The sequence below is a fragment of the Salimicrobium humidisoli genome (genome assembly GCF_002295105.1).
Lineage (GTDB): Bacteria > Bacillota > Bacilli > Bacillales > Halobacillaceae > Salimicrobium > Salimicrobium humidisoli.
The window spans coordinates 21,610-42,077 of the sequence record NZ_NSGH01000018.1 but is presented as its reverse complement, the minus strand read 5'-3'; the positions used below and the strand labels follow the sequence as shown (position 1 = coordinate 42,077).

Below are 20,468 nucleotides of genomic sequence, written 5' to 3'. Positions count from 1 at the left end.
GAGGTCGAGTTGTTAATCTCTTTGAATTAGTGTATGATTTTTAGTGAATGACCTGAGTGATAACGGAGGTAAATTATGCCCACACCGAGTATGGAAGATTACATTGAGCAGATTTATTTGTTAATTGAGAATAAGGGGTATGCCAGAGTTTCCGATATTGCGGAAAACCTTAATGTTCATCCTTCCTCTGTAACCAAAATGGTGCAAAAACTCGGGAAAGATGAATACTTGATCTACGAAAAATACAGAGGTTTAATGCTTACTTCAAAAGGTAAGAAAATTGGGAAACGTTTAGTATACCGGCATGAGTTACTGGAGAACTTTCTTGAATTAATCGGGGTGGAGAAGGATAAAATATACGAAGAAGTGGAAGGGATCGAGCACCACTTGAGCTGGGATTCCATCGATCGCATCGGTGATCTGGTTCAGTATTTCGAAGAAGATTCCTCGCGACGCGAAGCCTTAATCCACATTCATAATAAAAGCGAAGAAGATGCTTAAAATGCATCTTCTTTTTTGATCACCTGAAAAAGCGGTGTTTATGAACATGTGCAAATACAATGAGTGCTAGAAGGTCGCTCTGTCCTTGTCTTTATTTTTTCCTTTACTCCCGTCGATCACTTTCAGATGAGGAGCGTTGGATCTGCGTTTTTTCGTTTGTTTTCCTGAGGGCCTGGCAGTTTTGACCTGTTCGTTCGAGCTGGTGCCGTACTTCTGTTTTGACTGTTTGACGGCCTGCTTATATTTCTTCATTTCATCTGTGTTGCCCCTTACACCTCCGGATCTTTGTCGAATGAAAAAGAAATAAATCACCCCGTAGATGATGGCGGCGACAACAACCATAGTAAGAATGGAAACCAGAAAGCTGCCCGTGTTGGTCAGAAGCTGATTGACGATATAGAACACAGCAAATCCGATAAATACATACATTACCCATTTAAACCATCCGCGTGCCATGAGGAGGCCTCCTTTCATAGCTCTTATACTACTGTTATACCACTTTTCGGGGTGTTTCTATCATGAAATCGCAAAATTTTTCAATTCTTATTTCACGTATCGCCCTGCAATCATTTTAACAGATGAAAACCCGCGAAATTCTTTTTGAATCAATAGTCGCATACGGAGCGATGACGCTGGAGTAGTGATGGTACGTACAATTATGATACACTATTAATGGCTATTAGTAAGAATATTCAAAGGAGGTTGAACACATATGTCGCGATTGGTACAAATAAGGGAGTCCATGAAGAAACAGAATATAGACGGGCTGCTGGTCATGAGTGATAAAAACAGGAGGTACATAACCGGTTTCACCGGAACTTCCGGAGCTGTAGTCATTACGGACAGAAGTGCGAAACTGATTACCGATTTCAGATACGTAGATCAGGCGAATGATCAGGTGAGTGAATTTGAAGTGGTAGAACACAAGGGCCCGATGTCCGACGAAGTGGCTGCACAGTTTTCCGAAGCAGGCAGTAAAAAAATCGGATTCGAAAAGGATCACATTACCTATGGTATATATGAAACTTTTTATGAGAAGGTAAAAGGGGAACTGGTTCCTGTATCAGGCATCGTCGAAGCTTTGCGTTTAATAAAGACAGACGAAGAACTTAGCGTGCTGAAGAAGGCAGCTGAAATTGCGGATGATGCTTTCGATCACATTCTGGACTTCATCAAACCTGGGGTGAAAGAGATAGACGTATCGAACGAACTTGAATTTTATATGAGAAAGCAGGGGGCCACATCTTCGAGTTTCGATATTATAGTCGCTTCCGGGTATCGTTCTGCACTGCCGCACGGGGTCGCTTCCGAGAAGGAAATCGAGTCCGGTGACCTGGTTACTCTCGATTTTGGAGCCCTCTACAAAGGGTACTGTTCCGACATTACGAGAACAGTGGCCGTAGGTGAGATAAATGAAAAACAAAAAGAAATATATTCAGTCGTGCTCGAAGCTCAGAAAAAAGGAATGAACGGTCTGAAGGCCGGCCTGACAGGTAAAGAAGCCGATGCACTTACGCGAGATGTCATCGAAGATAAAGGGTATGGCAGTTACTTCGGACATTCCACCGGTCACGGTATAGGTCTCGACGTACATGAAGGACCCGCACTGTCGCATCGCTCCGACGTGGAACTGAAACCCGGCATGGTCGTTACGGTGGAACCGGGTATATATGTGAAAGGCGTAGGCGGCTGCAGAATCGAGGATGATACGGTCATAACGGAAAACGGGAACGAGCCTCTGAATTTTGCACCTAAAGAACTGATTGTTTTATAAGTTGGGAGGAAAATAATGATTTCAGTAAACGATTTTAAGACAGGACTAACTATTGAAGTAGACGGGGAAATTTGGAGTGTCATGGATTTTCAGCACGTTAAACCGGGTAAGGGAGCGGCTTTTGTCCGTTCTAAACTCAGAAACCTCAGGAATGGAAATATCCAGGAAAAGACCTTCCGTGGCGGCGAGAAAGTGAACCGTGCTCACATCGAAACGAAAAAAATGCAGTATTTGTATGGGTCGGGGGATATGCATACGTTTATGGATACACACACCTACGACCAGCTGGCATTGCCGGAGCAGCAGATCGGCGATAAACTATACTACATCAAAGAAAATATGGAAGTGTCTATTCAGACGTATGGAGCTGAAACGATCGGAATTGAACTTCCGAAAAACGTCCAGTTGCAAGTGACCGAAACGGAACCTGGTGTGAAAGGTGATACGGCGAGCGGAGGTACGAAACCTGCCACGCTTGAAACGGGTCTTACTGTTCAGGTACCGTTCTTCGTGAACGAGGGCGACATGCTTCTCATCAGCACCGATGAAGGGAAATATGTATCCAGAGCCTAGCCAGCTGTCCTTCCGGAGTTTTCGGACTCCGGAAAGATAGTTTTAACGAAAATATTTCATAGATTACTTTTTGTAATCGCTTTCCGATTAGTTGCAGGCCGGAAATATCTATCGTAAAATGAGGAAGTAGTCACATTATACAGATTTTACATAAAAGGAGTGCCAGTAAATGCTAAAGGTGCAGGAAATCAGGGAAATTATTAAGCTAATTGATGAATCAAGTGTCCAGGAATTCGAATACGAATCCGGAGACAGTAAAGTCACTTTGAAAAAACACGGGGGCTCAGTTCCTGTGGCTGAGGCACAACCTGTAGTACAGGCACCATCACCAGCACAGGAGGCTGCGCCAGTCAGGCAGGAAAACACTCCCGTTGAAGAACAGCCTTCCAACGAGAAGGGTAAAGCAGAAGAGAAAACGCAGGAATCGAAGACTGAAGGTTCTGCCGATTATGATTATGAAGTAACTTCTCCAATGGTAGGGACTATTTATCACGCTCCGTCGCCGGAAGACGATCCGTACGTACAGGTAGGAGACAGAGTAAGTAATGATTCTGTAGTTTGTATCGTGGAAGCAATGAAACTATTTAATGAAATTGAAGCGGAAGTTTCTGGGGAGATTGTTGAAATCCTGGTAAGCGACGGGGATCTTGTTGAATATAACCAGCCACTCTTCCGCGTAAAACGCTAAAGAGAGGTGGGAGCATTTGATTAAAAAAGTATTAATAGCCAACAGGGGAGAAATCGCGGTTCGGATCATTCGTGCGTGTAAAGAAATGGATATTGAGACTGTTGCTGTCTATTCCGAACCGGATAAGGAAGCCCTGCACGTCCAAATTGCAGATGAAGCCTACTGTGTAGGTCCCAAACTCAGTAAAGACAGCTACTTGAATTATACGAACATACTCAGTGCAGCTACGATGAGCGGCTCCGATGCCATTCATCCGGGGTACGGGTTTTTATCGGAGAATGCTGAGTTCGCTGAGATGTGCGAAGAATGCAATGTGACTTTTATCGGTCCATCAGCATATGCAATTCAGAACATGGGTACGAAGGACGTAGCGAGACAGACGATGGAAGATGCCGGAGTCCCGGTGGTACCAGGTTCGAAAGGTATAATCAAGGATACGGATGAAGGTAAACAGGTCGCTGAAGAAATTGGCTACCCCGTAATCATTAAAGCCACTGCCGGGGGCGGAGGCAAAGGGATACGGGTAGCCCGTGACGAGAAAGAACTGATTGAAGGTATTAAGATGACGCAGCAGGAAGCGGAAACTTCTTTCGGTAACCCGGGCGTATATCTTGAAAAATTCATAGAGGATTTCCGTCACGTAGAGATTCAGGTCCTCGCCGATAATCATGGCAACGCCATTCACTTGGGAGAAAGGGACTGCTCTGTACAGAGACGTCTTCAAAAGCTGATCGAAGAAACTCCTTCTCCGGCAGTCACGGAAGACATCCGTAAGGAAATGGGTGATGCTGCTGTGCAGGCAGCGCTTGCTGTTAATTATTCCGGGGCAGGAACGATAGAGTTCATTTTCGATCATAACGAAAAGAAATTCTACTTTATGGAAATGAACACACGTATCCAGGTGGAGCACCCTGTAACTGAAATGGTCACAGGTGTCGATCTGATCAAAGAGCAGATTAAAGTTGCCAACGATGAAGTTCTCTCCTTCAGTCAGGAGGATATTAAATTTGAGGGCTGGGCGATTGAATGCAGGATCAACGCAGAAGATCCTTTCAAGAATTTCATGCCTTCCGCCGGCTACATTGATATGTACCTTCCGCCCGGAGGATTCGGAGTCAGGGTGGATTCAGCAGCCTACACAGGCTATATGATCCCTCCGTACTACGATTCCATGGTAGCTAAACTGATCACATACGGACAGGACAGAGACGAAGCTATCGCAAAAATGAGACGTGCCCTCAGCGAATTTGTGGTGGAAGGGGTACACACTACTATCCCGTTCCATCAGCGAATGATGAACCATGAAGTATTTAAGGGAGGCGACTTTAACACGAAGTTCCTCGAAACATACGCTGTCATGGATGAGAAAGAGGAGAATTTATAATGGATGAACATCCGGTGAATGTAACCGAAAGCTCGAACCTCGGTTCTATAGAAATAGCCCCTGAAGTAATCGAAGTTATTTCAGGTATTGCGGTGTCCGAGGTGAGCGGTGTAGCTGAAATGAGAGGTAACTTTGCAGCCGGGGTGGCTGAAAGACTCGGTAAAAAATCGCGCGGAAAAGGTGTGAAAGTAGATCTTCTCGAAGAAGGTGTTGTAATCGAGACTTACGTAGTGATGGATTACGGAATTTCTATCCCCGAAGCTGCGAAAAAAATTCAGGAAAACACCCGCCAGGCTCTTGAAAACATGACCTCTCTTTCCGTAAAAGAAGTGAACGTTCATGTCGTCGGTGTCCACATGGATATCAAAGAAACAGAAACGAACGAATGAAAGGATCGGAGCAGCTGCTCCGATCTTTTTTTGATGATAAAAAGTGGAGAACGAAAAAGGCACTGCCTCTCTTGCGTAATTTACTTACGGATCTTGTTAGCATTTCGGGTTTGTAAATGATATGATTTTAATCGGACAGAGTTCGAAAGGGGAAAGAAAATGAAAAGAAGGCTAGCCAGAGAAAAAGCATTTCAGGCGCTTTTTCAAATGCTCACAACACATTTGACACAGCAGGAAGCAGTGGATTACGTAATGGAAGGCGAAAGAGACGAGTTTCTGATGGAGCTCGTTGACGGGGTGACCCGACATCAGCAGGAACTTGATGAGCTTATTTCGGATCATCTGGAGCACTGGTCACTCGAACGTCTCCCTAAGGTGGAAAGAACAGTGCTTCGCATAGCGATATTCGAGTTGAAATTCTACGGGGATACTCCAACTCAGGTTGCAATCAATGAAGCCGTCGAACTCGCGAAAACATTCGGAGAAGAGACATCCGGAAGGTTCGTAAACGGAGTTTTATCTAAAATTCAATAACAGGAAACGGGGGAGTAAGGAAATGGCAGCAGAAATCATATATGGCAGCGAACTGGCTCAGGAGATAAGAAGCGAACTGAAAAGTGAAGTGGAGACTCTTAACGGACAGGGCATCCATCCAAAACTTTCGGTCATAATAATCGGGGACGATCCCGCTTCCAAATCCTATGTAAGGGGGAAACAGAAAGCCTCCAATAAAATAGGTATGGATGCTGACCTGTGGGAATATGACAGTACAATCACAGAAACAGAGTTGCTGAACAAAATTGAAGAGCTGAATAACGAGAAAAGCGTGCACGGCATTCTTGTTCAACTTCCCCTTCCCGAACATATTGAAGATCAGAAAGTGATCGAGGCTATCTCGCCGGAAAAAGACGTGGATGGTTTCCATCCGATCAGTATCGGTAAGATGATGACGAATCAGGAGACGTTCCTTCCATGTACTCCTCACGGAATTATAGTAATGATGGAACGGGCCGGGATTGAACTGGAAGGAAAACATGCAGTCATCCTCGGCAGAAGTAATCTTGTAGGAAAACCGGTAGGACAGCTCCTTCTTAATAAGAATGCGACGGTGACTTACTGCCACTCAAAAACCGAGGATGCGCAAAATATAACGAAACAGGCTGATATCCTTATTGTGGCGATAGGTAAACCGTCCGTAATTTCGGCAGAAGATATTAAATCCGGAGCAGTCGTCATCGACGTAGGCGTGAACAGAGTGGATGGAAAGCTTACCGGGGATGTTGATTTTGAATCCGTTAAGGAAAAAGCATCCTATCTCACTCCTGTCCCTAAAGGGGTAGGTCCAATGACTATTACGATGCTTCTCCACAACACGATTGAAGCAGCGAAAAGAATACACCAATAACCGGGGGAGGGGTACCCAGTGGAAGATCGTTATTTGACGGTCACGGCCCTGACAAGGTATATCAAGCAGAAGATATCGAGAGACTCCCATCTTAAAGAAGTGTGGTTAAGAGGGGAAATCTCCAATTTCAAGCATCACAGTCGCGGCCACATGTATTTCTCAGTAAAAGATGACAGCGCACGCATTCAAACGGTTATGTTTGCAGGTAATAACCGCAATCTTAACTTTGCACCGGAAAACGGCATGAGCGTCCTCATAAGAGGAGAAATTAATGTTTATGAGCCCATGGGTCAGTATCAGTTATATGCAAAAGAAATGATACCGGATGGTATCGGAGACTTACATATTGCTTTTGAACAGCTTAAAGACAGACTCATGAAAGAAGGAATATTTTCCGACGAAAACAAGCAGTCAGTTCCGCTCATCCCCGCTCACATCGGTGTTATAACTTCTCCGACAGGGGCAGCCATCCGGGATATTATCACAACTGTAGAGAGAAGATTTCCCGTGGTGAAAATATCCGTACTCCCGGTTCCTGTTCAGGGGAAAAGAGCAGCGTCTTCTGTATCACGCGCTATCGCCTATGCTAATCAGAACCTTGAATGCGATCTGCTTATCGTAGGCCGGGGGGGAGGGTCGATAGAAGATCTGTGGGGATTCAATGAAGAGGAAGTTGCGAGAGCTGCTTATCATTCCCGTATACCGATAATCTCTGCAGTCGGCCACGAAACGGATACAACGATTATTGATTTTGTCGCCGACTATCGTGCCCCTACCCCGACAGGAGCGGCAGAAATAGCGGTACCGGACTGGAAAGAATTGAACAGTCAAGTTATTAATTATACCCGCAGACTTCAGCAGGCTCTCGATGTGAAAGTGGAGCATGCGAAGGAGCGACTCCAATCACTGAAGAAATCATATGCCTTCAAATATCCGAAACAGCTTACTCAGCAGAAAGAGCAGGATCTCGACAGAATAATGGACCGGTTCCATGCCGCTGCAGAACGACTGCAAAGGGAAAAGGCCGATTCGGCTAAACGGCTGGAAAACAGACTGCATCAGGTCAGCCCGGACAAACGTTTGGAACGTGAACAGGCGAATGTCCGGCAGCTGGATATCCGTCTGAACAAAAAGATGCAGAGAATTGTGGAAGAGAAGAAGTACCGCTGGCAGTCGCTCGTGCAGCAGCTCTCACTCGTAAACCCTCTGGAAATTATGAAAAGGGGCTATGCCCTGCCGTATAATGAACAGAATGAACTGATTAAATCCGTCAAAAATGTAAGTGAAGATGAAACAATCCACCTGCAGATAAATGACGGAATGATTTACGGTAAAATCATTGGATGGGAGGAGAAGGAAGATGAGTGAAAATAAAGAACAGACGTTTGAAGAAAACATGAAGCAGCTGGAAGAGATAGTGGAAAAACTTGAATCCGGCGATGTTCCTCTGGAAAAAGCTATTCAGTATTACCATGAGGGCATGAAACTTTCTAAAACATGCAATGATAAATTGAGCAGTGTAGAAGGGCAGATGAAGCAGATTCTGAATGAGCAGGGTGAATTTGAGTCATTTGATATACAGGAGGACGAATAGTGGAGCAGTACCTGAAAGAACAGAAGGCCTGGATCGATGAGAAAATATATACGAAGATAGATGAGTTCACCTCCGAAGGAAGGCTCCGTGATTCTATCATCTACTCGATGAAAGCGGGTGGGAAAAGATTACGTCCCATGCTGATGAAAGCGACGTTTGAATCTTTCTCGGAATCGGATCCACTATATGTTTCTCCCGCTGTAGCCCTTGAAATGCTTCATACCTATACACTCATACACGATGATCTTCCGGCGATGGATGATGATGATATGAGAAGAGGCAGATGGACCAATCACATACAATTCGACGAAGCTACTGCTATTTTAGCCGGGGACTCTCTCCTGACGATGAGCTTTGAGCTGATAAGTTCGGATCCCTCCCTGTCTCCAGAACAGAAAGTTTTCATTATACGTCAACTCTCCCGGGCTGCGGGTCCGAAAGGCATGGTCGCCGGGCAGATGTGGGATATGCAATATGAAGATCTGGAAACAGACGTGGATACGCTGAAAAGGATCCATTCAAACAAAACAGGGAAGCTGATCGCTTTTTCCATTATTACCGGCGGTTATCTTGCCGGTCTTGAGGAAGAAAAGTTGCAGAAACTGAAAGAAATCGGAGAAGCCGTCGGTCTCATTTTCCAAATTCAGGATGACATACTGGATGTGACAGGAGATACTGCCAAACTGGGGAAAGCAACAGGAAGCGACGAATCGAATTTGAAAAGTACGTATCCTAAACTTCTGGGTCTTGAAGGGGCGAAACAGGAAAAGCAGAAATACGAACGAAGAGTGGAAGAACTCCTTAGTGAACTGAAAGCCGATGAAACTCCGTTAGCGGACCTGATCGGTTACATGAGCCAAAGAGAATATTAGTCGGTTTTACTTTGAGACGGTATATATTGTGTGATATATTTAAGGTAAGTTAGGAATGGTGCAGTATTCTAGTCAGTCCTCCGTCCCTGAAGGCGGGCCTAAAAATCCGCCAAAGGGCATATCGATGAAGTTCCTTGTGCCGGCTTGAGGCGCCCAGCCTTGGGTCGGTGCTGGGAGTTAAGGTCGTGGGGCGATCCACAAAGGCATGTGGGCGTTGACCCCGCTTCCGCGGAGGCCCATCTTTGTAAGGAAAGCTGAGCCAGCTTTCTTTATGAAATGGGGTATGAACCTGTTTCATATGGAGTAACATCTGTATGTACAGCGTAGCCTGCCTTGAGTGGCTTCGAGGGGATTACAGTATTTCAGGAATCATGTCTAAATGGCCAATGAAACATGGTTTCGTTCTTTGCTGTATGAAATCGAAGCTGCAAAAGAGGCTAAGGAACGGTCAAAGACTGCCGGAGAAACTCCCTAGACTGTTCGTAAGGACGGAAAACAGTTATTATAGTGTGGACTGAGTGGTAATCCAGTCCGAGTAACGGAGACGTGCTCGACCCGGCTTTAAAGGGGAACCGCCAGAGTGGTGACACTCGGTAGCCGGGTGGGAAAACCTACTGGACCTAAGCCGCAATTTTTACCTGTTTTTCGACCATTCCTTCCTACATAACTTTGAAACGATAATTGGAGCAAACTATGAATTCAAAACTAAAACGTTCTTTATCATTCAGTTTCACCATTGCCGTTATCACTTTTGTGTTAGCGGCTATTTTTTCCATCATTTCTTCGTCGCTGCTCAATGGAGTGCCCTGGTTCGTAGGTATGGTAGTCGTATTTGTCATCGTTTTGACCGGAGTGTTTTTTGATATGCTGGGGATTGCAGCTACAGCCGGCAGGGAGGCTCCTTTTCATTCCATGGCTTCGGAGAAAGTGTTCGGTGCCAAACACGCAGTGGTGATAGTCAGAAACGCCGATCGTTTCGCAACTTTTTGTAATGATGTAATAGGTGATATCGCCGGCATTATCAGTGGTACGGCTTCGGCACTTGTCGTACTTCAACTCGCCATCGCTTTTGGAAATGGAGAAGGTTCTACCTTGCAGCTGGTGCTTTCTGTTATAATGACAAGTACGATTGCTGCACTTACGGTTGGCGGTAAAGCCGTAGGTAAACATTTAGCGATCAACCATTCAACTGAGATAATCTTTTTTGCCGCAAAGCTTATAGCAAGGTTTGAGAAATATTCCAGGTGGAAAATAGTCACAAAATAAATTATTACTGTCTTATAGTGAAGGGGGTCCTTTCATGGATCTGAACAATATTAAAGACCCGTCGGTCGTCAAAAATCTGACCGATGAGGAAATGAAGAATTTAGCTCAGGATGTACGCAACTTTTTGATAAATAATTTATCGGAAACCGGAGGGCATCTTGGGGCGAATCTTGGTGTGGTCGAATTGACGCTCGCTCTCCACCGTACATTCGACAGCCCCAATGACCGCTTTCTTTTTGACGTGGGGCATCAGTCTTACGTGCACAAAATCCTTACAGGTCGCGGAGGTCAGTTTGACACGTTGCGCAAGTATCAGGGTTTGTGCGGATTCCCGAAACGTAACGAAAGTGAACACGACGTCTGGGAAACAGGTCACAGTTCCACATCTTTATCGGCAGCGATGGGGATGGTTATTGCAAGAGATCTGAAAAATGAAAGTCATTCCGTAGTCCCTATCATAGGGGATGGAGCCCTGACCGGAGGAATGGCTCTGGAAGCGCTTAACCACATCGGTCATGAGAAGAAGAATGTAACCGTCATTCTTAATGATAATGAAATGTCGATTGCCAAAAACGTGGGAGCGTTGCATAGTGCCCTTGCAAGAATGAGAAGTGCAGGCAAATACAACAGAGTAAAAGACGATTTCGAATGGCTTCTGAAAAAAATCCCGGCCATCGGCGGAAGAGTAGCATCAACTGCAGAACGACTTAAAGATTCAATGAAATACTTCGTCGTTCCTGGGATGTTTTTTGAAGAACTCGGCTTCACCTATTACGGTCCGGTAGACGGCCATGACTTCGAAGATCTGCAGGGGAACCTTGATTATGCCCGTAAGACCGACGGGCCGGTCATCGTCCACGTAATGACCCAAAAAGGAAAAGGGTATCAGCCTGCTGAATCAGATGTGAAAGATAAATGGCACGGCGTCGGACCTTATAAAATCGATTCCGGAGAAAAAATCAAACCTGCAGACGCTCCCCCTGCCTGGAGTGAAGTGATCAGTGAAGCTCTCAGGGCGGAAGCACGGGAAGATGAGCGTATCGTAGCCGTTACCCCGGCTATGATTCTTGGTTCGAAACTGGAAAAATTCGGAGAGGAATTCCCGGATCGTCTGTATGATGTCGGGATCGCCGAGCAGCATGCGACGACGATGTCAGCAGGACTTGCTACGCAGGGCATGAGACCTTTCCTTGCTATCTATTCAACCTTTTTACAGCGCGGGTATGATCAGGTCATCCATGACGTGGCCAGACAGAACCTGAATGTTATCTTCGGGATCGATCGTGCGGGTCTCGTAGGCGCAGACGGAGAAACGCACCAGGGTGTATTTGATATCGCTTTTCTCAGAACTGTCCCTAATATGTCTATTATGATGCCCAAAGATGAGAATGAAGCAAAACACATGGTTCACACGGCTGTGAAGTATGAAAATGGACCGATTGCTCTTCGTTATCCGAGAGGAAACGCGCTCGGCGTCGAAGTGGCGGATAAAGCAGAAACGATTGATATCGGTTCATGGGAAATATTAAAATCGGGTAAAGATGCAGTGATTCTGACCTTCGGCACGACCATTCCACTTGCGATAGAGGCGGCCGAAACGCTTCAGGAACAGGGCGTGAACGTGGAAGTTGTGAACGCAAGGTTTATGAAACCGATGGATGAAAAAATGCTTCATGAAATATTTGAACGTAATATACCGGTACTCACTCTCGAAGAAGCTGTAGTACAGGGAAGTTTCGGATCTGCGGTTCTCGAATTCCAGAGTGATCACGGTTACTATAACAGACCTCTGAAGCGAATCGGACTGCCGGACAGGTTCGTTGAACATGGAGATGTCAAGGACTTATGGAAGGAAGTCGGATTAACCAGGGAAAATGTCGTGGATAAAGTGTTGAAGTTGCTGCCGCAAAGCGAGAAAAGGGCGTAGTTTATGGGAAAGAAAGTTAGACTGGACACATTACTTGTGGAAAGAGGACTCGTGGAAACGCGGGAAAAAGCAAAGAGAACCGTTATGGCAGGTCTGGTTTTTTCTGACCAGCAGCGACTTGAAAAGCCCGGGGTCAAGGTGGCGGAAGATATTGAACTGACAGTGAAGGGGAAAGCTATCCCTTACGTAAGCAGGGGAGGACTGAAGCTTGAGAAAGCTATCTCCTGCTTTTCTCTTGATTTGAAAGACAAAGTGATGGTGGATATCGGCTCTTCGACCGGAGGTTTTACGGACTGCGGTCTCCAAAATGGAGTGAAACTTAGCTATGCCATAGATGTCGGGAATAACCAGCTGGACTGGCGGCTCCGGAACCACGAGCAGGTAGTGGTTATGGAAAGAACTAACTTCCGCTACGTCACGAGAGAAGATCTGTCTTTCGGGATGCCTGAGATAGCCACCATTGATGTTTCGTTCATATCTTTGAAACTGATTCTCCCGGTGCTGGCCGATTTGATGAAACCCGGCGGGGACGTAGCAGCTCTTATTAAACCCCAGTTCGAAGCCGGCAGAGAACAGGTGGGTAAAAAAGGTATCGTAAGAGACTCGCAAATTCATGAAAAAGTGATTACCAGCCTCATTACCTTTGCCCGTCAGCTTGGTTTTGAAACGAAAGGCCTCACTTTTTCGCCGATCACAGGCGGGGACGGGAATATAGAATTTCTCGTGCATTGGCAGTTCAACCCCGGGGAAGAAGAGCGTCCGTGGGATATAGAAAAGGTAAGTGAACTTGTGGCGGACGCACATTCTCAGTTGACGAAAGTGTGAGCCGATTCGAAAGGGGACGGGTTATTTTATATGACTTTAAGCAAAGGGCAAAGGCACATAAAAATCCGCGAAATGATTACGAGTGAAAACATTGAAACACAGGATGATCTTGTGTTCAGACTGAAATCACTGGGGTATAACGTCACCCAGGCTACTGTTTCAAGGGATATTAAAGAATTGCATCTGGTGAAAGTACCGGTAGCCGACGGCCGTTACAAATACAGTCTTCCGGCTGATCAGAAATTCAATCCTCTGGAAAAACTGAAGAGGATGATGATGGACTCATTTGTCAGTATCGACCGTGCGGGACACTTTATCGTATTGAAGACCTTACCCGGAAATGCTCACGCGGTAGGAGCTCTCATTGATAACCTGGACTGGGAAGAGATTATGGGGACGATCTGCGGAGACGACACTTGTATGATTATATGCAGGGCAGAGTCCCAGACGGAACAGGTTAGTGAGCAGCTGCTGAATATGTTGTAAGCGAAGGGGTTTCTATCATGTTAACTGAATTGACTATCAGAGACTTTGCAATTATCGATTACGTCTCTTTGACATTGAAAGATGGATTGACTGTGTTAACCGGGGAGACTGGTGCCGGTAAATCGATTATTATTGATTCCATTCAATTACTGACGGGAGCAAGAGGCTCTGTAGATTTTGTAAAGCATGGAGCCAAACGTGCAGAGATAGAAGGTTTATTCAACGTGGATGGAAACCACTCTGTGTATGCTAAAGGCGAGGAGTACGGAGTGGAAATAGATGAGGATGGTATGGTGGTACTGCAACGCTCCATCACCCATCAGGGGAAAAGCATCTGCCGGGTGAACGGAAAGCTGGTGACTCTCGGTGTTTTGAGGGAATTCGGTAAATCCTTAATAGACATACACAGTCAGCACGAAACGCAATCGCTGATGGATCCGGAACGCCATATTGATCTGCTGGATACCTATGCGGCGGAAAAGCTGCAACATCCGAAACAGGAATATCGGAAACAGTACGAAAAATACAGGTCTCTCCAAAAAAGATATCAGGAATTAAGTGATAACGAGCAGGAAATGGCGCAGCGGCTCGACCTGCTGGAGTTCCAATGGAATGAACTGGAAGAAGCGCACCTTTCTCCAAAAGAAGACGAAGAGCTGATGGAAGAAAGGAATAAGTTATCAAATTTCGAAAAAATTTATTCCGGTCTCAACGATACGTACGAAGCTTTATATGGGGAACAGAAAGGGATGGACTGGGTCTCCCATGCTATGATGAGCCTGGAGGCGACCAGCGACTATGATGAAAACTATCAGAAAATGTCTGATGAGCTTTCCAATGCCTATTACGTAGTGGAGGAACTGACTTTCCGGTTGAGCACGGAAATGGAAGCTCTCGAATTCGATCCCGAAAGGTTAAATGAAATCGAAGAGAGACTCGATGAAATTAACCGGCTCAAAAGAAAGTATGGACAGTCCGTCGAAGAGATGCTTGAACACAAAAATAAAGTCGAAGAAGAAATTGATGAAATCAACAATAAAGATTCTTTTCTTTCAAAGCTTGAAGCGGAAATAAATGATGTATCAGAAGACCTCCTTCTGGAAGCTCAGCACATCCATGATATAAGGAGTGAGGCTGCTAAAGAGCTCGTAGGAGCGGTTCACGAAGAACTGAAAGACCTCTATCTCGAAAAATCCGTCTTCGATGTAAAAGTCGAGAAAAGAAAAGGCGGGAAGGAAAGCCCCGTGATGAATGGGCGTCAGGTGGCTTTGAATTCGAACGGGGTTGATGAAGTAAGGTTCATGATTACGACGAATCCGGGTGAGCCGTTGAAACCACTTCACAAGATAGCCTCCGGTGGCGAAATGTCCAGAATTATGCTGGCCTTAAAGCAGATTTTTTCAAGACATCAGGGTATTACCAGTGTTATCTTTGATGAAGTCGATACGGGGGTAAGCGGACGTGTAGCACAGGCGATAGCCGAGAAGATATTTAAGATCTCCGTTAATTCCCAGGTGCTGTGCATTTCCCACCTGCCTCAAGTTGCGGCTATGGCGGATACGCATGTGCAAATTCAGAAGAACATCACCGACAACACCACAAAAACGAATGCCAAAGAACTCGATCACCATGAAAAAGTCGAAGAAGTTGCACGGATGATCAGCGGAGCGGAACTCACCGAGACTACACTGCAGAACGGTCATGAATTACTTAATCTCGCTGAGTCCTTCAAAGCAAAAGTGTAAAAGTGCCCACGTGGGCGCCCATCAGGCTGTCGAGAAAGTATCGGCAGCTTTTATTTGTTTTCCGATTTTATTGAACCACCGCGTTAATTCGTTATAATAATTGTAGCTTATCAACGAAAAGTGATTTGATATTTCAATCCAGAACAAAGCAACATAGTGGAATCTGAATGATTACCATTGAAGAAATTGTCCCTGAAGAACATCTCCTCTGTAAAATTGAGCAACAAATAGATTTTTCTTTCGGTCCTGTCTGGCTGATTCAAAAAGAACTGCACGGCTGAGTCTATCATCGCTTGTGTGAAAAAGAGAATGTAAGCGAACAAGAGTCACTGGAGGGCGGACGAATACCAGGAGACTCCTGCGGAAAAACGGGCGATCCTAGACCCCGCAGTGAAGGTTTACTCGAGGAGGCTCGGGCGTTCGTCCACGGAAAGCGATTGGTATTCGTCCCGCGGGAAAGACGCAGAGAAATCTTGTGTTTCTTTGCAAGCTGAACGCCCACATGAGCGTTTTATCAGGTCTTTACGGCGGATACACCCTTTTATATGCAGAAAGTGTAGTTATTTCTTTCAGAACGTTCCGGTGGATCACAAAAACCATTCGAAATGTGGGGAGGTATGTGTTAAAATTTTTAATTATCTAATTCTTTACCATATTAAAAGGGAGCTGTACATATGAAAGTAGTGAAATTCGGAGGAAGTTCTGTAGCCAGTGCGGCACAATTAAAAAAAGTGACGGAAATTCTGGAGAGCGATCCTGAACGGACGGTCGTCGTCGTTTCGGCCCCGGGCAAGCGGACTGCACATGATGAGAAGGTCACTGATCTGCTCATTCAGCTGGGGGAATCCGTAGACGACAATCAGATGAACGAAGATATTTACGAGAAGGTGAGGAACCGTTTTAAGGAAATTATAGACGATCTGGACCTTTCTGACAGAACTCTTTCGAAAATTACGAATAAAATTGATGAAGGGATAGCGATGATCAGAGGAGGAGCCGCGAACGGTATAGATGCACTGAAAGCATGCGGGGAGGACGGAACGGCCCTGATTTTAAGTGCGTTTTTGTCCGGAAGGAAGCACAATGCTTCGTATGTGCACCCGAAAGAAGCGGGAATCTTTCTGAAAGATGAACCGGGGGGTGCTCTTGTACTTGAAGAAAGCTTCGCTCATCTTTATGAATTGCGTAAGAAAGACGGGATTCTCGTAATACCGGGATTTTTCGGTTATACGAAGGAAGGGAAACTCATCACTTTCTCACGCGGCGGATCGGATATTACCGGTTCCATTGTAGCGGCTGGTGTCAAAGCCGATCTTTACGAAAATTTCACGGACGTTGATTCGGTTTACTGTGTGAACCCGGCTCTCGTTAAGAATCCGAAAGAGATGAAGAACCTGACTTACAGAGAAATGCGGGAGCTTTCCTATGCAGGCTTTTCCGTATTCCACGATGAAGCACTGATACCCGCTTTCAAGGAGAAAATACCCGTGTGTATAAAAAATACTAACAACCCGGAAGCACCGGGAACCATGATAGTTGCGGAAAGAGAGGATACATGCGGGGACGTGGTCGGCATAGCGAGCGATGACGGATTCGTGACTATATATGTAAGTAAGTATCTGATGAACCGCGAAATCGGGTTCGGACGCCGTCTTTTGCATATACTTGAAGATGAAGACGTTTCTTTTGAACACGCCCCTTCCGGTATAGATGACATGTCCATTATTCTCAGGGAAGATGTTCTGCCTCCTCACAAGGAACAAACCGTAGTAAAAAGGATCAGAGAAGAATTACAGGTGGATACGGTGGAGATCGAACGCAACATGGCGATGATTATGATTGTCGGGGAAGGAATGAATCAGAGAGTGGGAGTTGCAAGTAAAGCTGCCAGAGCTTTTGAAAAAGCAGGAGTGAATCTTGAAATGATCAACCAGGGCTCCTCCGAAGTTTCGATGATGTTCGGCATTCATGAAGACGGGATGGAGAAATCCGTCCAGGAACTGTACAAAATGTATTTTTCGTGAAAATAAAAGTAAATGGTTTTAAACGAGCAGATTCACTGCTCGTTTATTTTTTGCTGAAGTACACTGTAGGAAGTGATAAAGAAATCCTTTTCCGCTATACGAAGGAGTTCCGTAAAGAGGCGGGCTGTCATCGTCGCGTCGTTTAAAGCATGATGTCGTTCCAGGTTGTGGATGTTGAAATGGTTGAGTAACGGATCCAGCCGGTGGCTGACACCTGGAAGGGTATATTTTGCCATCAGTTGCGAATCGATACACGCAGGAGAGTATTCCGGTAATTTCCAGCGTTTCACCATAGCCCTCAGGAACCGTACGTCGAAATGAGCCGGATGAGCCACAAGCGTACTGTTTTCAGAGAAGGAGAGAAATTTTTGGAAACCCGTAATAAAAGATTCGGCACGATCAAGGTCTTCTCTCGATAAATTGGTAAGAGAGAGGATATGGTTCGGTACGGGTCTGATCGGTCTGATCAGCTGATGCATCTCCCCGGATTTCTGTCCTTCTCCATCTATTCTCACAGCCCCGATAGAGAGTACTTCATGTCCTATTTCCGGGAGGAATCCGGTCGTTTCAAGGTCGAACACCGTGTACTCCCTTTCTTTTAAGAAATCCGAACTGTTACTTTCCTCTCTGTTTTCCATATAAGTACATAGGTCGTTATATTCTTCGGTTTCAAAGTAAGGTTTCATTTTGAAATAGTATATAGGTTTTTCTATAAAGATGTATTTTAAAATTTGAAGGTCTACTGGCAGCATTACATCACCCGATTCCGATTATAGCTTAACTCAAGCACCTGCTGAAGACGCTTCGCAACATTCAGGGCTTCTTTCAATGAACGTCTTTCCTGTTTTTGGAACTTCACAAGAGAGACATAGTTACTGAGGGGAGAACCGTTTTCGAGTTGTTCAAGATTTGACGTCAGTCGGAACAGCATAAGCCTATGAAGGGACAGTTTCGCATTTTCCACATCCCGGGGATGAAAGTGATTTTCTTCGGCCAATAAAGTCAGGCGTTGTACGGTATTATTCACTTCCACACCGTATTTCATACTGTAAATACGAACAGCGTTAACGATCTGCATAGTGGCCGATTTCTTTAAATCGAGTAAACGTTTCTTCCCGAAACTGTTTATACGTCCGAACGGCTGGACCGGAACGCGGAATCTCAAAGTGTCTTTCATAAGCAGCTGGTGGAGCCCGAGAGAATTTTTCACTTTATTGGATACGTATTTTTTCAGCTCATAGGCAAGCGTGTAGTCACCGAACACAGGGCGGAAATCCATGAAAATCGTAAAGTCTCTTATCTCTTCGGCATCCAGCTTTTTTATCCATTCGTCCACGCTTGTTCTCCATTCCTGTTCGTTTTTTCTCCATTTTTTCTCTTTAGCCATAATTCCGCCGCTGCAGTAGGGGAAACCGCACTCATCCAGCATGTCATTGATTCTCTTTGTGAAGCGGGAAAAGTAGGCTTCAATCTTTTCTTTGTTTCTGGAAGATTCATAATCGGCGAGAATGATGCCGTTATCCTGGTCGGTGGAAAAGGTCTGTTCTTTCCGCCCGCCGCTTCCCATAATTAAAAAACAGTAATTGATAGGGGGCGCACCGTAGCCGAGACTAACCATTTCATCTTCTGCAAGCTGGATGATCTGTTTGTGGATGCGGTCGTTATAGTTCGTTATTAATTCAGCGATATGATAAGCAAGCATCTGATCATCGATAAGACTTCGTACGAACTCCTGGAATTTCCTGTTGTACACGGGAGAGAGTTTCACTAATTCTTCCAGTGTTCTGGCGTTTGAAATTCTGTACGTCAGGTCGAAGTAAACAGACTGATTAATTTGAATGAACGAAGATTGCCTCAAAATCCCGGCTACCTGATCCTTGTGCATAACAGGGATAACGGTGGCAGGGTGGTGTTTTAAAAAGCTGAGTGCATCAAAAATGAAATCCTGCTCGCCTACACTGAAGTTTTCATCCTTCATATATTTACTGACGGAAGCGTAAGATTCGCCATTCATAAAAGCTTCCACGATTTCATGATAACTGATCATACCTTTGAAATTTTGTCTGTTGTCCGATACGAGAAGGCCTTCCACCTCTTCCTTGCGAAGCACCTGGGCAGCTTCGGCTATAGTGCGGGAGGGCTGGATGAATACCGGTTTCTCCATGTATCTCTTAATGCGTTCTTTGAAAAGACCGCTCTCATTTTCTTCTTCCTCGTCAGAACTTTTATACTTGACTTCGTCGTAAAGACTTTTGGTCAAACCGCTTAGCCTGTCGAGAATAACATTCGAAAATGTCGGGTTGTCTTTCATTATTTTCAGGAAGGAAGCACGTTTAAGCTTTAAAGTCTGGACAGACTCGAGGCATCTGACCGAGAAACGCATCTTTTCACTGGTCAATAGAACCATGAGACCGATGAGATCACCGGGGTAAAAATAGCGGATCGAATGCTGAGTCCCGTCCGCCCGGTGCATAATGCTGTCTGCCAGGCCTTCAATCAGTATGTGTACGTCCGTTTCGCTCTGGTCTTCGTGGATGACGAATTCATTTTTTGAGTACTCTTCCCGGGTTGACTCTCGGAATAGCTCCGTAAATTCTTCTTCGTTCAGCAGTTCGAACGGATATTGATGTCTCCAAACGTCTAAATTCACTTCCATAGCCAACTCCCTTTCTGAAGGAAAATTAAATATACTGGACGGGAACAAAAAAGTAGAGCTTTTCAAGCTCTACCTGTTTTCAAAACGGCCTTTCGTTTTGTTTCTTTTTCTGTCGCGATGCAGAATGAATCCTCCGATGAAAAAGAGACCGCCGATTACAAATACAACTCCTGCAACACCCTGGAGGAACAGGTGGAGAAAAAGGGGCTGCAGTTCGCCGAATAAGGAATCCCTGATAAGTTTGATTCCATAGACGGCGAGAACCCCGGGTGCCACTAATATAAGCAGTGCAACTAAACGCATATGCCGTACTCCTTTTTTCTTAACATTAGTCTCAGTATAGCAAAAATTATGTAACT

General features: G+C 45.3%; 21 protein-coding genes. 17 read left to right on the top strand and 4 right to left on the bottom strand.

Annotation, left to right across the window (positions count from 1 at the left end):
* Positions 1 to 75 precede the first annotated feature (75 nt).
* Positions 76 to 501, top strand: coding sequence for a transcriptional regulator MntR (gene mntR, locus CKW00_RS10895; RefSeq protein WP_095822587.1), 426 nt, complete (start codon positions 76 to 78; stop codon positions 499 to 501).
* A gap of 66 nt (positions 502 to 567) precedes the next feature.
* Here the strand turns inward: mntR and CKW00_RS10890 are convergent, their stop codons facing one another.
* Positions 568 to 957, bottom strand: coding sequence for an SA1362 family protein (locus tag CKW00_RS10890; protein WP_095822586.1), 390 nt, complete (start codon positions 955 to 957; stop codon positions 568 to 570).
* A 256-nt stretch (positions 958 to 1,213) separates the two neighbouring features.
* Here CKW00_RS10890 and CKW00_RS10885 point away from each other — a divergent pair, with 256 nt between their 5' ends.
* The 16 genes from CKW00_RS10885 (at position 1,214) to CKW00_RS10810 (ending at position 17,453) form a co-directional block, all read left to right on the top strand.
* On the top strand, positions 1,214 to 2,275 hold the full coding sequence (locus tag CKW00_RS10885) for a M24 family metallopeptidase (protein WP_095822585.1): 1,062 nt from the start codon (positions 1,214 to 1,216) through the stop codon (positions 2,273 to 2,275).
* Between the two features lie 15 nt (positions 2,276 to 2,290).
* Positions 2,291 to 2,848: an elongation factor P gene (efp, locus tag CKW00_RS10880; RefSeq protein ID WP_008588907.1), complete on the top strand. Its 558-nt coding sequence runs from the start codon at positions 2,291 to 2,293 to the stop codon at positions 2,846 to 2,848.
* 169 nt (positions 2,849 to 3,017) lie between these two features.
* Positions 3,018 to 3,536, top strand: coding sequence for an acetyl-CoA carboxylase biotin carboxyl carrier protein (accB, locus tag CKW00_RS10875; protein WP_095822584.1), 519 nt, complete (start codon positions 3,018 to 3,020; stop codon positions 3,534 to 3,536).
* A 16-nt stretch (positions 3,537 to 3,552) separates the two neighbouring features.
* On the top strand, positions 3,553 to 4,920 hold the full coding sequence (gene accC, locus CKW00_RS10870; protein WP_008588910.1) for an acetyl-CoA carboxylase biotin carboxylase subunit: 1,368 nt from the start codon (positions 3,553 to 3,555) through the stop codon (positions 4,918 to 4,920).
* Positions 4,920 to 5,309, top strand: a complete 390-nt coding sequence (locus CKW00_RS10865; RefSeq protein WP_095822583.1) for an Asp23/Gls24 family envelope stress response protein — start codon at positions 4,920 to 4,922, stop codon at positions 5,307 to 5,309. Before accC ends, CKW00_RS10865 begins: the two co-directional genes overlap by 1 nt.
* Before the next feature lie 159 nt (positions 5,310 to 5,468).
* Positions 5,469 to 5,843 carry a transcription antitermination factor NusB gene (gene nusB, locus CKW00_RS10860; RefSeq protein ID WP_008588914.1) on the top strand — a complete coding sequence of 125 codons (375 nt, stop codon included), beginning with the start codon at positions 5,469 to 5,471 and terminating at the stop codon, positions 5,841 to 5,843.
* A gap of 22 nt (positions 5,844 to 5,865) precedes the next feature.
* Positions 5,866 to 6,714: a bifunctional 5,10-methylenetetrahydrofolate dehydrogenase/5,10-methenyltetrahydrofolate cyclohydrolase gene (locus CKW00_RS10855; RefSeq protein ID WP_095822582.1), complete on the top strand. Its 849-nt coding sequence runs from the start codon at positions 5,866 to 5,868 to the stop codon at positions 6,712 to 6,714.
* A gap of 18 nt (positions 6,715 to 6,732) precedes the next feature.
* Positions 6,733 to 8,082: an exodeoxyribonuclease VII large subunit gene (gene xseA / locus CKW00_RS10850; protein ID WP_095822581.1), complete on the top strand. Its 1,350-nt coding sequence runs from the start codon at positions 6,733 to 6,735 to the stop codon at positions 8,080 to 8,082.
* Complete coding sequence (gene xseB, locus CKW00_RS10845; RefSeq protein WP_095822580.1) at positions 8,075 to 8,308, top strand: exodeoxyribonuclease VII small subunit; 234 nt, start codon at positions 8,075 to 8,077, stop codon at positions 8,306 to 8,308. The genes xseA and xseB overlap by 8 nt, the downstream gene beginning before the upstream one ends.
* Positions 8,308 to 9,180 carry a polyprenyl synthetase family protein gene (locus CKW00_RS10840; RefSeq protein ID WP_095822579.1) on the top strand — a complete coding sequence of 291 codons (873 nt, stop codon included), beginning with the start codon at positions 8,308 to 8,310 and terminating at the stop codon, positions 9,178 to 9,180. The genes xseB and CKW00_RS10840 overlap by 1 nt, the downstream gene beginning before the upstream one ends.
* A gap of 693 nt (positions 9,181 to 9,873) precedes the next feature.
* Positions 9,874 to 10,446 (top strand): hypothetical protein, encoded by a 573-nt coding sequence (locus CKW00_RS10835; protein WP_095822578.1) that lies wholly within the window; start codon positions 9,874 to 9,876, stop codon positions 10,444 to 10,446.
* Between the two features lie 34 nt (positions 10,447 to 10,480).
* Positions 10,481 to 12,373 carry a 1-deoxy-D-xylulose-5-phosphate synthase gene (gene dxs / locus CKW00_RS10830; protein ID WP_095822577.1) on the top strand — a complete coding sequence of 631 codons (1,893 nt, stop codon included), beginning with the start codon at positions 10,481 to 10,483 and terminating at the stop codon, positions 12,371 to 12,373.
* A 3-nt stretch (positions 12,374 to 12,376) separates the two neighbouring features.
* A complete protein-coding gene (locus CKW00_RS10825; protein ID WP_095822576.1) occupies positions 12,377 to 13,198 on the top strand; it encodes a TlyA family RNA methyltransferase in 822 nt (273 codons plus the stop codon).
* 30 nt (positions 13,199 to 13,228) lie between these two features.
* Positions 13,229 to 13,684: a transcriptional regulator AhrC/ArgR gene (gene ahrC / locus CKW00_RS10820; RefSeq protein WP_095822575.1), complete on the top strand. Its 456-nt coding sequence runs from the start codon at positions 13,229 to 13,231 to the stop codon at positions 13,682 to 13,684.
* Between the two features lie 17 nt (positions 13,685 to 13,701).
* A complete protein-coding gene (gene recN / locus CKW00_RS10815) occupies positions 13,702 to 15,429 on the top strand; it encodes a DNA repair protein RecN (RefSeq protein WP_095822574.1) in 1,728 nt (575 codons plus the stop codon).
* A gap of 674 nt (positions 15,430 to 16,103) precedes the next feature.
* The gene (locus CKW00_RS10810) at positions 16,104 to 17,453 is read left to right on the top strand and encodes an aspartate kinase (RefSeq protein ID WP_095822573.1); all 1,350 of its coding nucleotides are present in this window, start codon (positions 16,104 to 16,106) and stop codon (positions 17,451 to 17,453) included.
* 32 nt (positions 17,454 to 17,485) lie between these two features.
* Here CKW00_RS10810 and CKW00_RS10805 read toward each other — a convergent pair whose 3' ends face one another.
* The 3 genes from CKW00_RS10805 to CKW00_RS10795 form a co-directional block, all read right to left on the bottom strand.
* A complete protein-coding gene (locus CKW00_RS10805) occupies positions 17,486 to 18,091 on the bottom strand; it encodes a 3'-5' exonuclease (RefSeq protein ID WP_233129773.1) in 606 nt (201 codons plus the stop codon).
* Between the two features lie 113 nt (positions 18,092 to 18,204).
* Entirely contained in the window at positions 18,205 to 20,109 is a 1,905-nt protein-coding gene (locus CKW00_RS10800; RefSeq protein WP_095822571.1) for a DUF294 nucleotidyltransferase-like domain-containing protein, read from the bottom strand.
* A gap of 69 nt (positions 20,110 to 20,178) precedes the next feature.
* Complete coding sequence (locus tag CKW00_RS10795) at positions 20,179 to 20,412, bottom strand: DUF2627 domain-containing protein (RefSeq protein WP_095822570.1); 234 nt, start codon at positions 20,410 to 20,412, stop codon at positions 20,179 to 20,181.
* Positions 20,413 to 20,468 lie beyond the last annotated feature (56 nt).

What these genes read in the sequence shown, in the direction of transcription:
- mntR (WP_095822587.1), top strand. Translation starts at nt 76, where the DNA reads ATGCCCACACCGAGTATGGAAGATTACATTGAGCAGATTTATTTGTTA.
- CKW00_RS10890 (WP_095822586.1), bottom strand. Translation starts at nt 957, where the DNA reads ATGGCACGCGGATGGTTTAAATGGGTAATGTATGTATTTATCGGATTT.
- CKW00_RS10885 (WP_095822585.1), top strand. Translation starts at nt 1,214, where the DNA reads ATGTCGCGATTGGTACAAATAAGGGAGTCCATGAAGAAACAGAATATA.
- efp (WP_008588907.1), top strand. Translation starts at nt 2,291, where the DNA reads ATGATTTCAGTAAACGATTTTAAGACAGGACTAACTATTGAAGTAGAC.
- accB (WP_095822584.1), top strand. Translation starts at nt 3,018, where the DNA reads ATGCTAAAGGTGCAGGAAATCAGGGAAATTATTAAGCTAATTGATGAA.
- CKW00_RS10865 (WP_095822583.1), top strand. Translation starts at nt 4,920, where the DNA reads ATGGATGAACATCCGGTGAATGTAACCGAAAGCTCGAACCTCGGTTCT.
- nusB (WP_008588914.1), top strand. Translation starts at nt 5,469, where the DNA reads ATGAAAAGAAGGCTAGCCAGAGAAAAAGCATTTCAGGCGCTTTTTCAA.
- CKW00_RS10855 (WP_095822582.1), top strand. Translation starts at nt 5,866, where the DNA reads ATGGCAGCAGAAATCATATATGGCAGCGAACTGGCTCAGGAGATAAGA.
- xseB (WP_095822580.1), top strand. Translation starts at nt 8,075, where the DNA reads ATGAGTGAAAATAAAGAACAGACGTTTGAAGAAAACATGAAGCAGCTG.
- CKW00_RS10835 (WP_095822578.1), top strand. Translation starts at nt 9,874, where the DNA reads ATGAATTCAAAACTAAAACGTTCTTTATCATTCAGTTTCACCATTGCC.
- dxs (WP_095822577.1), top strand. Translation starts at nt 10,481, where the DNA reads ATGGATCTGAACAATATTAAAGACCCGTCGGTCGTCAAAAATCTGACC.
- CKW00_RS10825 (WP_095822576.1), top strand. Translation starts at nt 12,377, where the DNA reads ATGGGAAAGAAAGTTAGACTGGACACATTACTTGTGGAAAGAGGACTC.
- ahrC (WP_095822575.1), top strand. Translation starts at nt 13,229, where the DNA reads ATGACTTTAAGCAAAGGGCAAAGGCACATAAAAATCCGCGAAATGATT.
- recN (WP_095822574.1), top strand. Translation starts at nt 13,702, where the DNA reads ATGTTAACTGAATTGACTATCAGAGACTTTGCAATTATCGATTACGTC.
- CKW00_RS10810 (WP_095822573.1), top strand. Translation starts at nt 16,104, where the DNA reads ATGAAAGTAGTGAAATTCGGAGGAAGTTCTGTAGCCAGTGCGGCACAA.
- CKW00_RS10805 (WP_233129773.1), bottom strand. Translation starts at nt 18,091, where the DNA reads ATGGAAAACAGAGAGGAAAGTAACAGTTCGGATTTCTTAAAAGAAAGG.
- CKW00_RS10800 (WP_095822571.1), bottom strand. Translation starts at nt 20,109, where the DNA reads ATGGAAGTGAATTTAGACGTTTGGAGACATCAATATCCGTTCGAACTG.
- CKW00_RS10795 (WP_095822570.1), bottom strand. Translation starts at nt 20,412, where the DNA reads ATGCGTTTAGTTGCACTGCTTATATTAGTGGCACCCGGGGTTCTCGCC.